This is a genomic window from Abiotrophia sp. HMSC24B09 (assembly GCF_001815865.1).
Taxonomy (GTDB): Bacteria; Bacillota; Bacilli; order Lactobacillales; family Aerococcaceae; genus Abiotrophia.
The window spans coordinates 236,727-249,386 of the sequence record NZ_KV822195.1 but is presented as its reverse complement, the minus strand read 5'-3'; the positions used below and the strand labels follow the sequence as shown (position 1 = coordinate 249,386).

Genomic DNA, 12,660 nt, shown 5'->3' with positions numbered 1-12,660 from the left:
CGAATTTTGCTTGGTTTTTAAGGCCTTACATTCGCTTTTGAATCATCTCCGTAAGTTTGGTCAAAAGTGAATCCAAGGTCTCATGGCTGGTATCAACTAAGATAGCATCTTCTGCCTGTTTAAGCGGACTGTGTTCACGAGTACTATCATAGAGATCACGCGCTTCAATATCCGCTTCAATTTCAGCCAAGGTTTGATCGGTCATGCCCCGCTCTAAGTTTTCCTTATAACGACGCGCAGCTCGAACGGCCACATCAGCGACGAAGAAAAACTTAATGCTGGCATTAGGTAAAACCACCGTCCCAATATCGCGGCCATCCATTACCACGGATTCTTTGGCGGCCATGGCTTGTTGCATGGCAACCAAAGCCTCACGAACTTGGGGCTGAGCTGATACTTCAGAGACCGCTTGCGTCACCGCAACACTACGAATAGCAGATGAGACATCTTCCTCCCCTAGGTATACGTGTTGTACTCCATCTTGGCGACGGAAGGACAAATCAAGCTGGGCTAATAGGTTCTCTAAGGCCGCCTGATCGTCTACACTCACTCCTTGGCGCTGCGCTGCTAAGGTAACCGCACGATACATAGCTCCTGTATCAATGTAGGTAATGCCTAATTGGCCAGCCAATAACTTAGCGACCGTACTCTTGCCTGAGGAAGCAGGCCCGTCAATTGCGATTGTCAAATGTGTCATCTATGCTTCATCCTCTTCTATCTCTCTACAAAAAAATAGAGCTTAGTTTCCTAAGCTCTATTCTACCCTAAAACTAGGGAATTCTCAATTTTTTATGGGATAACAATGGTTTGACCAGGTAAGATGGTTGTTTCAACCGTCGCACCATTAGCAGCTAACAGGGCATCTAGAGAAACCCCATTATTGGCTGCAATCCGGTACCAGGAATCCCCTGCTTGTACCACATAAGTCGTACCACCTTGGTTTTGCTGCTGCTGACCTTGTTGGTTTTGACCTTGCTGTTGACCTTGCTGGTTTTGGCCTTGTTGTTGGCCTTGTTGGTTTTGGTTAGGTCGTTCACCTTGCTGGTTATTCATGCCTTGACCAGATTCACTTGCTTTTGACTCAATGCTTGAAGCTGAGGCAACAGCAGAACTAGATTCACTAGTGCTGCTAGAGCTTGCACTTGAACTTTCGGCACGAGAGATTGATACTTGTGAAGCAGTCCGTGGTGATGGATTCTGTGGACGTGACGCATTTACCCAGAAGAAGAGGATAAATGGTACAATACATACGCAGATAACCATAAAGAGCAAGACCTTGGATAAGGTAGTTGCCTCACGTTCTGGTTGGTTACGAGCTGATCGTGAATATTGGCGGTTTTTTAAGTTTTCGTCTTCACCAAATTTGTTGTTCCAAGGCATTCTAAATCTGCTTGACGTTTCCGATGATTGATTTGATGATTCATTCAAATTCTCTTGATCGAAATTTGATTTTTGTTCTTCAGACATCAAAATTCCTCCTAAAATATGATACAATGTGACTAGATCCATGAGGGGCACATGTTGCACATATTAATATTTACTAATTTATAGTACCATATTCTAAGCGACCTGTGCTAAAAATACAGTGGAAGTAAACGCTTTTATACGAATTTGATAAGTCGCTGTAACACTTCTGTAACATAAAAGGAGGATTTAGCATGTCTAAGTTAATTATTCAATCAGAAAGATGCATTGCCTGTGGCAAGTGTTATCTCAATTATCCACAAGTTTTTGATTGTGAAGATGACGGGATAGCCTTTGTGCAAGAAGATGCCACTGAGCAAGATCAGAAAATGGCACGTTCTGCCATCTTCGATTGTCCCACTCGCGCTATTGAAGAAGTCGATCATACCCCTTCTCCATCTCAGTAGCTATAAAACAAAAAAACGGCCGGGATTAATCCCGGCCTTTCTATTGCTTATTGGTAGCTAGCTGGCAAGAGCCCTCTCTTAATCAGATAAGCCTTGAATTGGTTATAAACCAAGGCGATGATAATTCCTAAGATAGCTCCCTTAAGCAAGTTAAATGGCACAATGGCTACTAAGACCATTTCTATCATATTTTTGATTGGCCAATGCATGACCTCTACATAGATAGGAAGCGCAATGAAATAATTGAGCAAGCTCATGACCAAAGTCAAGCTAAAGGCCAAGCTGATACATGTGAGCACAATCTGTTCAAGTTGCCAAGTGCCCTTCTTGCGACGCAGGTAAAAATGCAGAATCAACATCATGGTCATGGTGCCAATGAAACTCATGCTGACCCCTAGCGGGATGCCAGCTTCTCCACCCTTACGCAGATATTCAATGAAATCGCGGATGAAAGCTACCACTGCAGCCCCAATTGGCCCATTAATCAAGAGCCCGATGAAGACTGGCACATCACTAAAGTCGAACTTAAGAAAAGGTGCCGATGGCAACAAGGGAAAATCGAGCAGTCGGAAAACCACTGCCCAGGCCCCTAAAATAGCCAGTAATACTTGACGTGTCAATCGCATGTTTTTCATAGATATTCCTCCTTTTATTCGTCTTCTAGAAGCCAAAAAAATACGCTTACTTGGGAAAGTAAACGCAGCAAAGACAAATAAACCCTGTGAATCTATCTGTTAATTAGCTTACTTCTCCCATCCAGACTTTACTGTCGGTACTGGAATTTCACCAGTTCAACCTAGACCCTAAAGTACTAGGCTCGTGGACTTTACCACCGGTCGGGAATTTCACCCTGCCCTGAAGACTAATTGTATTATTCGATTGATACCTTCATTATAGCACAAGATGCCCGACTTGACTAGCCGGGCATCTTCTTATTTAAAATTTCTGGCAGGCATGGACTTGGACTGCCCTTTTCTTGCCTTACGGCCTGAGCTAGATGCAGGCGATTTACGAGACGGCTTTTGACCAGTTGGACGTCCCATTATACGCTTAGGTTTAGCTTTCCTTGCTTCTTGCCCAGCTTGTCCCTTGCTCTGACTCATTTGCTTAAGCTTATTGACTTCATGAGCTGTTAACTCTCGCCATTCTCCTGGCAAGAGCTTACCTAGAGTCAGAAAAGCATAGCGTTCCCGCTTGAGTTTGTTGACTGGGTGCCCCACCGCTTCAAACATACGCTTAACTTGGTGATTCCAACCCTCACGAATGGTCAATTCTACAATTGCCGTCTGGTTATCCAGATTCTGGCTTAAGAGTTGAGCCTTGGCTTTGGCTGTTTTCTTACCATCCAACACAATACCGGCTTCAAGTCGAGCAAGTGAGTTTTCAGATGGAATCCCTTTGACTTTGGCCACATAGACCTTATCAATTTGATGGCGCGGATGCATGAGTTGATTAGCAAAAGCTCCATCGTTGGTCAAGAGCAGAAGCCCAGTCGTATCATAGTCCAAACGTCCGACTGGATAAATTCGCTCTTCAATGCCTTGAACGTAGTCTAGGATGACTTGACGGTTCTTGTCATCAGACACAGCACTTATGACATGTCTTGGCTTATTAATCAGAATGTAGCGTGGTTCTTCCCGATAGATTGGAACGCCATCTACTTCTATACGATCCTTACTGGATACCTGAGTCCCTAATTCACGAACTGTCTGGCCATTAACGCTGACCCGGCCATCGGTAATCAGGCTTTCGCATTTACGGCGGCTAGCAATGCCCGCATGGGCCATTACTTTCTGCAAACGATCCATCTAATCCTCCTCCCCTTCTACTAAAACGGGATTAACTAATGGTGCATCTTGATAAGACACCTCATCATCTAAGCTAATCTGCCATTGCTTGGTATTAAATAACTCATCCGAAGTGACCTCATCATTGAGGTTAAGTGGCTCAATATTTGGTAAATCTTCTAAAGACTTGAGACCGAAATAGTCCATAAAGTAATCTGTTACCCCATAGAGAACTGGACGCCCCGGTGCTTCGAGTCGACCAATCTCACGAATCAAGTCGCGGGCAAGTAACTTTTGTAGCATTGTAATACTGGACACGCCACGAATCTCATCAATCCCCATACGGGTAATAGGCTGGCGATAAGCTACAATAGCTAGCGTCTCAACGGCAGCACGACTGAGCTTCTGGGTAAAGGGCGAGTGAGCATAGGCCTCCACATCAGGCGCCAACTCAGACTTAGTCACCAGACGGTATTGGTCATTGTAGTTAACCAATTCTACAGGTGACAGTGGGTCTTCCTGTAAATTCAATTGTAGTTGTTGCAAGGCCTCTGTCACTTGATTTAAGGGCACCTGAAGGCTAGCCGCCAAATCTTTACGACTGACCCCTTCAATTCCTGTTACAAAGATAATGCCATGCAGGCGGGTAATTAATTCCATCTATTCGACTCCGTCTATTTTTTCAATTTCAATTGGTGCCAAGGCTTCGGCCTGGTAGAAAACAATGAACTGCTTACGGACTAGCTCCAGAAGCGCCATAAAGGTCGTGATAATCTCCGGGCGACTGGCCTTGTCAATCAACTGTTCAAAAGACAAGCGTTCTTGCCGCTCTAGTCTTCCCAAGCGCGCTAAAATATCATCCATCTTCTGCTCCACTGTCAAAGGATCATGATGAATTTGGCGTTCCAAGGGCTGACGAGATAGTTGGCGGGCCAAGACATCTTGCATACGTGCCACCAGTTGATCCAGGCTAATTTCCCCTTCTTGTAGCGGTATTTGATCCTGATAGTCCGACAAGTCATCTGCTTGTTTAGAAAAGAGCGCTGCACGAGCTTCTTGGCGCATTTCTAGTAGTGAGGACACATCTTGGAATTGTTGATACAAGAGCAGTTGTTGCACCAACACTTGACGTGGGTCACCAGGCTCATAGTCGCCATCCAATTCAGCATCCGGCTCGATAGGTAGGAGCAGACGACTCTTGATTTCCAAGAGCGTGGCAGCCATCACTAAGTAATCGCCGGCTTGATCTAACTCTAACTCTTGCATGGAGTGAAGATAAGCCAAGTACTGACTGGTAATTTCAGCCATAGGGATATCATTAATATCCACTTTCATCTGTTTAATTAAGTGCAATAACAAGTCAAAGGGCCCCTGAAAAGAGGCCAATTGGAGCTTGAGCTGCTGCTTGTCCTTGGTCACGGAGCTATCTTGCCCCTGATGACCTTTAAGATTCTTGGTGTTCTTGGGCATAACGACTGCTCCATTTAACAAGAAGTTCTGAGGTCAGACGTGACCCTAAGAAGGCGGTATTAGGATAGCGCTCCTTAAGTTCACAAAAAATCTGATAGCCTACAGACTCATTGCGGAATGATGGTAAGAGGGCAATACGGTCAATAACGACTGACTCTGGATGTTCTGACTCGTTGCCAGGCGATTGAAAGGTTTCAACCCCCACCAAGCCAATGAAATTATCTTGGTCTTGCTCTCGATAGAGATAGATTTCCTTGCTATCAGATTGCCGGTAGGTTTCCAAAATCGACTGCAAGAGGTCGGTTTGGTGCTGCCCTTCTTCTAAAGTATAGGACAGTAAGCCGAGAATAATCTTTTCATTTTTATTTTTAGATTGAATGAGCACGGCGTACTCCTTTCTTCCCTAGCAATCTGGCAAGTCGCTTAAAGTAAAGCTAGGGTATTTTTAATTAAGTTCTTAAAGCGTGGTTTTACCTTAGCAGAGATTTCCATGACTTCTTCATGGTTGAGGCTAGACTGCATGCCACTTGCTAAGTTGGTAATGCATGAAATCCCTAAGACTTCCATACCACAATGTTTAGCCACAATGGCTTCTGGCACGGTTGACATTCCAACTGCATCACCACCAATGGTCCGCATGTAGCGAATTTCAGCAGGCGTCTCATAAGACGGCCCGGTAACCCAAGTGTAGACCCCTTGTTGGAGATGAATTCCTTCTTTGGCAGCAGCTTGACGTAAGATGGCTTGACCTCGCAAGCTATAAGTCTCTGTTAAGTCAACAAAACGTGGGCCATGAGCATCTAAGTTTGCGCCAATCAGTGGATTGTTACCTGCCAAGTTAAGGTGATCCGTAATAATCATTAAGTCGCCTGGTTGGAATGAAGTATTAATCCCACCTGCTGCATTAGTTACAATCACAGTTTCTACCCCAAGTTCCTTGAAGATACGAACTGGATAAGTCACAGTGTTCAAATCATAACCTTCATAATAATGGAAACGGCCCTGTAAAATCAAGACTTTTTTACCTGCCAAGTCCCCATAAACTAATTGACCAGCATGGCCAGCAACTGTAGAGACTGGAAAATTAGGAATATTTTCATATGGAATGCGGATAGCATTTTCCACATCTTCAGCAAGCTCTCCAAGGCCACTACCTAGGATTAAACCAACTTGTGGATAAGTTAAACCCTGGTCTTTTAAGTATTGAATGGTTTCTGTAAACATTTATTTTGCTCCTTGCTGACTATGTCCTAATTTAATTGACTTAAGAATGAAGAACCTTGTTCGGTCTTAGCAACGCCGAAGTTATCAGAAATGGTGGCTGCGATATCACTATAGTAACGCGCTTTGAGCTCACCTGCTTGCGTGAAGGATGGGCTATAGGCCAAAATTGGCACATATTCACGGGTATGGTCGGTTCCACTATAGGTTGGGTCGTTACCATGGTCAGCAGTAATCAAAAGTAAATCATCTTGGCCTAGCTTGCTATAGATTTCTGGCAAGCGGTTGTCGAAATCTTCTAAAGCTTGGGCGTAACCTTCTGTGTTGCGGCGGTGACCATAGATGGCATCGAAGTCCACTAAGTTAGTGAAGGACAAACCGGTAAAGTCACGGTCCATAATCTTCAGCAGTTGATCTACCCCATCCATGTTAGACTTGGTCCGAACGGCATCCGTAATCCCCTTAGTATTGAAGATGTCGTTGATTTTCCCGATGGAAATCACATCATATCCGCCTGCCTTCAGGAAGTCCAGCGTTGTATCCGCAAAAGGACTTAAGGCATAGTCATGACGGTTGGCAGTACGAGTCCAGTTACCAGGAGTCCCAATGTATGGGCGAGCAATAATACGTCCCAACATGTAAGGATCTTCTAAGGTAATCTCACGAGCATACTCACAAATGCGATAAAGTTCTTCTAATGGAATAATGTCTTCATGGGCGGCTATTTGCAAGACAGAGTCTGCAGAGGTATAAACAATTAGGTCCCCTGTCTTCATTTGATGTTCCCCATATTGGTCAAGCACTTCAGTGCCAGAAGCCGGGGCATTGCAGACCACCTTACGACCAGAAAAGGCTTCAATACGCTCGATTAGTTCATCAGGAAAACCATCAGGGAAGACGCGGAATGGTGTTTCAATTTTAAGACCCATGATTTCCCAGTGACCGGTCATAGTGTCCTTACCAGCTGAAACTTCTTCCAACTTAGTCCAGTAACCCTTAGAGGACGCCACAGGTGTTAAGCCAGCTAAAGGTTCAATATTAGCCAAACCTAATTCAACCATGTGAGGGACTTTGAGACCCGCAACTTCTGCGATATGGCCTAGGGTATGGCTCCCTAAATCGTTGAAGTCTGCAGCATCTGGAGCTTCACCAATCCCAACAGAATCTAAGACGATTAAATGAATACGTTTGAATTTCATATTTTTTCCTCTTTCCCTAGACGGTCAGTGAATGACCGTCTTGATTATTAGGCCACCTCTCCAGTCGGAAGATGACAAGTTACGCGCGCGGGAAGTACTTACGATAGACTTCCTGCAAACGTTGGGTACTGATATGGGTATAAATCTGTGTCGTTGAAATATCCGCATGGCCCAGTAGTTCCTGAACCATACGCAAATCAGCACCATTTTCCAGCAGATGAGTTGCGAAAGAATGACGCAACATATGAGGTGAGACGGTTTGTTTAATACCAGCTAAGGCCACATACTTATTGAGATTTTTCCAGATTCCTTGACGGGTGAAGGCCTTGCCCCGTTCTGTCAAAAAGACTTCTCGCGGACTGGCAGAGCCAGCTAATCTTAGGAAACTAGGACGGACCTGCTCCAGATAGGCCTCTAGCCATTCAATGGCTTCATCAATTAGGGGGACCAGTCGCTCCTTGTCCCCTTTCCCTAGAGTCTGAATAAAACCTAATTCTAAGTGCAAATCTTCTAATTTAAGTTGCACCAACTCTGTTACCCGCAAACCAGTGGCATACATGAGTTCAAAGATAGCCCGATCACGCAAACCATGCGGGCTACTAGTGTCGGGCGCTTGAAGCAAGGCTTCAATCTCCTTAGCAGTTAGGACTTTAGGTAGATGTCTACCTTGTTTAGGCCGATGGACCAAGGACATAGGATTTATCTCTAGAATGCCCTCTTTGCGTAAAAAGAGGAAAAACTGCTTCAAACTAGATAGCATACGACTTGTCGAGGAAGCTGCGTAGGAAGCTTGGCTGAGTTTTGCTAGAAAGGCTCGCACCGTTACCTCATCAATCGCCTCTACCTTGTCAATCTCCTGCTCTGTCAGATAAGCCTGAAACTTAGCCAAATCGCGCCGATAACTCTGAATGGTATTAGCAGACCGGTTCATATCTAAGAGAAGATAACGTTCAAAATCCTGGACAGCCTGGCTAAACTTCATAGTTATTGCCTAATGGATCAATCTCTGCACTTGAGTCTTGGACTTGAGTCAGATAGAGTCCATCTCCTTTGACCTGATGAATGAGGCCTTGTTTCATTAAGTTACCGACGGCACGTTTAAATTGGGCCTTAGAAATGCCAAGCTGAGTCTGGATACTTGCTGGATCTGACTTATCATGCAGTGGCAAATAATGTCCGGGCGCTTTTCTTAAGATGGCTTGAATCATACCGGCATCATCATCCAAGGCCTCATAAGCCCGTGGCTTGACCGATAAATTAAGGCCGCCGTCCTCACGAACGCCAATAATGCGAGCTTGCAAGACTTGACCAAGACGTGGAGTATCAAGAGTCTCACTTTCATGTAAGAAAGCCGAGTGTCCACCGTCTGTAATGCAAAGTGAACCCGCTAACTTAACCTTATAAACGGTAGCTGTGACATTGAGATTCTTCATAGCACGAGCTGCGCGCTTAAAATAGGCTTGCATAGCTTCAGGTTCAATCAACTTGCCCCAGAAACGATTCTTAGCATCCACTTGATAAGTTAGGAAAAGCCGGTCGCCCTTCTTAGGCCAGAGAGCTGTATTAAGGGGTAGGTCATCCAAGGATACGACTACTTCCTTATCCTGCAAGCCAATATCAACAAAGACGCCTAAATCCTTACGGCTACTAACCACGCTACCCCAACCATAGATTTCAGGTCGGATAGTTGGCAAGTCAACTTGAATTACTTTCTTGCGGGCCTTGGTTTCATAGATAAGGCCTTCAATCTGGTCACCAACTTGGTACTTTTGTATATCTATCTGCCCCGGTAGAACGGTGAAGGTCTCACCTTCATATTGTGCGAAAAAGTGACGCTCATTTTTGTCACTGATGCGGGCCTTGACTATTTGTCCGTAACGAACCACCTCATCGCCTCCTTTTTTTCTTCTACATTTTAACACAAAAAGGTCAAAATATAAAGGAAAGTCCGACTTGTTTGACCTAAGAGTAACCCGAGGGTCTTAAATGAAATTTAGAAATCCTGCATCAGAGTAAGCGCCATCAAACTCAGCTCGCAACCTCCCCCAAAAATACACAAAAAGAGAGATTGGAACAAGTTCCAACCTCTCCATCAATTATTTGGCGTATTCAACCGCGCGCGTTTCGCGAATAACGGTTACTTTAATATTGCCTGGGTAGTTCATTTCTGCTTCAATCCGGTTGCGGATATCACGAGCGATTCGTGAGGCGCCAGCGTCATTGACTTCATTTGGACGAACCATGACACGGACTTCGCGCCCAGCTTGAATAGCAAAACTATTAGCCACGCCTGGGAAACTATTAGAGATTTCTTCTAATTTTTCCAGACGGCGGATGTAGCTTTCCAAGGATTCACTGCGGGCACCTGGACGTGCTGCAGATAAGGCATCAGCGGCAGCTACCAAGATAGCAATGGTCGAAGTTGGGTCAGTGTCACCATGGTGGGAAGCAATAGCATTCACTACTACTTCTGGCTCGTTGTATTTCTTGGCAATCTCTGCCCCGATTTCAACGTGTGAGCCTTCAATCTCATGGTCAAGTGCCTTACCAATATCATGCAGAAGACCTGCACGTTTGGCTAGAGCCACATCTTCACCTAACTCGCCAGCCATAACGCCAGCAAGTTTGGCAACTTCAATACTGTGGTTCAAGACGTTCTGCCCATAACTGGTTCTAAAGGATAGACGACCAATAATCTTGATTAAATCAGGATGGAGAGAATGAATTCCCACATCAAAGGTCGCTTGTTCCCCGATTTCTCGGATTTTCTCGTCAATCTCGCGACGCGCCCGATCCACCATTTCTTCAATACGCGCTGGATGAATCCGGCCGTCTTGAATCAGTTTCTCCAAAGCCAACTTAGCAATTTGACGTCGAATTGGGTCAAAACCACTTAATACGACTGCTTCTGGCGTGTCATCGATAATTAAATCAATCCCGGTTAAGCTTTCCAAAGTACGGATGTTGCGGCCTTCTCGCCCGATAATCCGACCTTTCATGTCATCACTTGGTAAGTGTACTACGGTCACTGTATTCTCAGACACAATGTCCGGAGCACTCCGTTGAATGGCTTGTAAGATAATGTTTTTGGCATTGCGATCAGCTTCATCTTTGGCTTTTTGCTCTGCATTCCGAATCATGACTGCAATTTCTTGGGACAAAGCTTGCTCTGTCTCAGTCATAATGATGTTTTGCGCCTCTTGACGCGATAGGGTTGCCACCCGTTCTAATTCACTTTGTTGGGCAACGACCAATTCTTGAACCTTCTCTTCCTGTTGGGTCAAGGTCTTTTGACGTTTTTGATAGTCTTGTTCCTTGCTCTCAAGATTGAGTTCGCGTTTGTCTAAGATCAGACTCTTTTGGTCCAAGGTCTCTTCCCGTTGAAGGAGACGTTTTTCCATTCCAGTTACTTCGGTCCGGCGTTCCTTCAGTTCTTGTTCTAATTCATTACGGTACTTGAGATTTTCTTCTTTGGCTTCGAACAAGGCTTCCCGCTTGAGGGTCTTAGCCTGTGCAATAGCCGCATCAACAATGGATTCTGCATTTGCCTTAGCATTTCCGATGTGCTTTTCATCGCTTTTCTTCTTGAAAATATAGCCGATCACTACCCCGATAATTAAAGCAACGATTACTGCGAAGGTGAGCTGCAATAGGTCCATCGTATCACCTCCTATTAATCTATTCATTATTATCGTTATTCATTTCAAATTTTTGGATGATTTCAAAATAAATAATGTGTCAACCACACCCTCTATCATAAGGTTTTATGGGCCGTCTGTCAATCCCTAGGCATGGCCAGATAGACCTAACAAATCGTCCACAATCCCTATTATGAAAGCCTTTAGACATTCTTAATCAATTTATAGTGAAAACAATTCATTAAAAAGAACACACCAGACACACGTTTGTCTTAATTAGTTAACTACACTAATTAAGACAATAACCTTATTCGATACACTTATCTTAATTAGCGCCAACGCCTACCTTCTCTACCAATAATATAAAAAGGCGCCTCACAGGGCGCCTTTTGTCTCCTTAGAGAATACCGTCTTTAATAAGTTGTTCTGCGATTTGAATGGTGTTAGTGGCCGCCCCTTTACGGATGTTGTCGGCTACCACCCAAATGTTGAGACCGTAAGGAACTGACTCATCACGACGAATTCGTCCAACATAAACCTCATCATGATCTTCCACCTCTGACTGAAGTGGATACTTAAGGTTAGCAGGATCATCCAAGAGAATGATTCCCTCCGCTTCTTGGAAGGCTTGACGAATTTCTGCTAAATCAAAGTCTCGTTCCAATTCAACGTTAATAGAGACCGCATGAGAGTGTTTGATTGGAACTCGAACTGTAGTAGCTGTTACACGTAAGTCTGGCATACGTAGAATTTTCCGAGTTTCTTCAATCATCTTGATTTCTTCCTTGGTATAGCCAGACTCAGTGAAGACATCAATATGCGGCAAGACATTATTATTGATTGAATAAGGGAATTTTTCAGTCGTATGATTTTCTAAGTCATTAATACCAGCTTGGCCTGCTCCTGATACTGCTTGATAGGTATTGTAGATGACGCGCTTCAAGCCGTATGGTTGTAGAACAGCTAATGGCACGACTGACTGAATGGTCGAGCAGTTAGGGTTGGCAATCAGATGGTCTTCAGCCTTCAAGACATCACCATTGACTTCAGGCACTACCAAAGGAATCTTAGGATCCATACGCCAAGCACTGGAGTTGTCAATCACATAGATACCACGACTAGCGGCGATTGGCCCAAAATGCTTAGAGGTCTCGCCCCCTGCTGAGAACAGGGCAATCTCAATCGGCGCTTGAAGAGCCTCTTCCGTTAATTCTTGAATGACATAATCCTTGCCAGCGTAGCTAATAGTTTTGCCAGCTGAACGCTTGGAAGCGAACAAGGTTAAAGTCTCAAATGGAAAGTTTCGTTCGTGTAATACTTGCAGCATTTTACGCCCTACAACACCAGACGCACCGCAGATGGCCACATGATATTTCTTAGTCATGGGGTGACCTCCTAAAAAATTATTTACCCTATTAGCTTAAAGATTATAGGGGCAAAAGTCAATCCCTTAAGCCTGTCTCCCAGGCTGATT

13 protein-coding genes, 1 pseudogene and 1 riboswitch are annotated in these 12,660 nt (G+C 44.6%); of the genes and pseudogenes, 1 reads left to right on the top strand and 13 read right to left on the bottom strand.

Annotated elements, in window-relative coordinates:
- Window positions 1-25: 25 nt before the first annotated feature.
- Together cmk and HMPREF3093_RS02320 are read right to left on the bottom strand one after the other, a co-directional pair.
- Entirely contained in the window at window positions 26-697 is a 672-nt protein-coding gene (gene cmk, locus HMPREF3093_RS02325) for a (d)CMP kinase (protein ID WP_070755421.1), read from the bottom strand.
- 92 nt (window positions 698-789) lie between these two features.
- Window positions 790-1,467, bottom strand: coding sequence for a LysM peptidoglycan-binding domain-containing protein (locus HMPREF3093_RS02320; protein ID WP_070755420.1), 678 nt, complete (start codon window positions 1,465-1,467; stop codon window positions 790-792).
- Window positions 1,468-1,658: 191 nt separating this feature from the next.
- Here HMPREF3093_RS02320 and HMPREF3093_RS02315 point away from each other — a divergent pair, with 191 nt between their 5' ends.
- Entirely contained in the window at window positions 1,659-1,871 is a 213-nt protein-coding gene (locus HMPREF3093_RS02315; protein ID WP_070755419.1) for a ferredoxin, read from the top strand.
- A gap of 47 nt (window positions 1,872-1,918) precedes the next feature.
- Here the strand turns inward: HMPREF3093_RS02315 and HMPREF3093_RS02310 are convergent, their stop codons facing one another.
- From HMPREF3093_RS02310 to HMPREF3093_RS02260, 11 genes and pseudogenes are all read right to left on the bottom strand, one after another.
- Window positions 1,919-2,506, bottom strand: a complete 588-nt coding sequence (locus tag HMPREF3093_RS02310) for an ECF transporter S component (RefSeq protein ID WP_070755418.1) — start codon at window positions 2,504-2,506, stop codon at window positions 1,919-1,921.
- Window positions 2,507-2,611: 105 nt separating this feature from the next.
- Window positions 2,612-2,738: riboswitch (FMN riboswitch) on the bottom strand.
- A gap of 242 nt (window positions 2,739-2,980) precedes the next feature.
- A pseudogene (locus tag HMPREF3093_RS02305) lies at window positions 2,981-3,679 on the bottom strand (pseudouridine synthase); the annotation flags it as partial.
- Window positions 3,680-4,318, bottom strand: a complete 639-nt coding sequence (gene scpB, locus HMPREF3093_RS02300) for an SMC-Scp complex subunit ScpB (protein ID WP_070755416.1) — start codon at window positions 4,316-4,318, stop codon at window positions 3,680-3,682.
- Window positions 4,319-5,128 (bottom strand): segregation and condensation protein A, encoded by an 810-nt coding sequence (locus tag HMPREF3093_RS02295; RefSeq protein ID WP_083316241.1) that lies wholly within the window; start codon window positions 5,126-5,128, stop codon window positions 4,319-4,321.
- A complete protein-coding gene (locus HMPREF3093_RS02290; RefSeq protein WP_070755415.1) occupies window positions 5,103-5,513 on the bottom strand; it encodes a hypothetical protein in 411 nt (136 codons plus the stop codon). Before HMPREF3093_RS02290 ends, HMPREF3093_RS02295 begins: the two co-directional genes overlap by 26 nt.
- A gap of 38 nt (window positions 5,514-5,551) precedes the next feature.
- Entirely contained in the window at window positions 5,552-6,352 is an 801-nt protein-coding gene (locus HMPREF3093_RS02285; RefSeq protein WP_070755414.1) for a purine-nucleoside phosphorylase, read from the bottom strand.
- Between the two features lie 26 nt (window positions 6,353-6,378).
- A complete protein-coding gene (deoB, locus tag HMPREF3093_RS02280; protein ID WP_070755413.1) occupies window positions 6,379-7,548 on the bottom strand; it encodes a phosphopentomutase in 1,170 nt (389 codons plus the stop codon).
- A 79-nt stretch (window positions 7,549-7,627) separates the two neighbouring features.
- A complete protein-coding gene (gene xerD, locus HMPREF3093_RS02275; protein ID WP_070755412.1) occupies window positions 7,628-8,530 on the bottom strand; it encodes a site-specific tyrosine recombinase XerD in 903 nt (300 codons plus the stop codon).
- Complete coding sequence (locus tag HMPREF3093_RS02270) at window positions 8,520-9,434, bottom strand: S1 RNA-binding domain-containing protein (protein WP_070755411.1); 915 nt, start codon at window positions 9,432-9,434, stop codon at window positions 8,520-8,522. Before HMPREF3093_RS02270 ends, xerD begins: the two co-directional genes overlap by 11 nt.
- Window positions 9,435-9,644: 210 nt before the next feature.
- Window positions 9,645-11,207 (bottom strand): ribonuclease Y, encoded by a 1,563-nt coding sequence (rny, locus tag HMPREF3093_RS02265; RefSeq protein WP_035363833.1) that lies wholly within the window; start codon window positions 11,205-11,207, stop codon window positions 9,645-9,647.
- Between the two features lie 376 nt (window positions 11,208-11,583).
- The gene (locus HMPREF3093_RS02260) at window positions 11,584-12,570 is read right to left on the bottom strand and encodes an aspartate-semialdehyde dehydrogenase (RefSeq protein ID WP_070755410.1); all 987 of its coding nucleotides are present in this window, start codon (window positions 12,568-12,570) and stop codon (window positions 11,584-11,586) included.
- Window positions 12,571-12,660: the final 90 nt, after the last annotated feature.

Bases quoted from the DNA above. Each gene is read 5' to 3' on its own strand.
- cmk (WP_070755421.1), bottom strand. From the start codon at position 697: ATGACACATTTGACAATCGCAATTGACGGGCCTGCTTCCTCAGGCAAG.
- HMPREF3093_RS02320 (WP_070755420.1), bottom strand. From the start codon at position 1,467: ATGTCTGAAGAACAAAAATCAAATTTCGATCAAGAGAATTTGAATGAA.
- HMPREF3093_RS02315 (WP_070755419.1), top strand. From the start codon at position 1,659: ATGTCTAAGTTAATTATTCAATCAGAAAGATGCATTGCCTGTGGCAAG.
- HMPREF3093_RS02310 (WP_070755418.1), bottom strand. From the start codon at position 2,506: ATGAAAAACATGCGATTGACACGTCAAGTATTACTGGCTATTTTAGGG.
- scpB (WP_070755416.1), bottom strand. From the start codon at position 4,318: ATGGAATTAATTACCCGCCTGCATGGCATTATCTTTGTAACAGGAATT.
- HMPREF3093_RS02295 (WP_083316241.1), bottom strand. From the start codon at position 5,128: ATGCCCAAGAACACCAAGAATCTTAAAGGTCATCAGGGGCAAGATAGC.
- HMPREF3093_RS02285 (WP_070755414.1), bottom strand. From the start codon at position 6,352: ATGTTTACAGAAACCATTCAATACTTAAAAGACCAGGGTTTAACTTAT.
- deoB (WP_070755413.1), bottom strand. From the start codon at position 7,548: ATGAAATTCAAACGTATTCATTTAATCGTCTTAGATTCTGTTGGGATT.
- xerD (WP_070755412.1), bottom strand. From the start codon at position 8,530: ATGAAGTTTAGCCAGGCTGTCCAGGATTTTGAACGTTATCTTCTCTTA.
- rny (WP_035363833.1), bottom strand. From the start codon at position 11,207: ATGGACCTATTGCAGCTCACCTTCGCAGTAATCGTTGCTTTAATTATC.
- HMPREF3093_RS02260 (WP_070755410.1), bottom strand. From the start codon at position 12,570: ATGACTAAGAAATATCATGTGGCCATCTGCGGTGCGTCTGGTGTTGTA.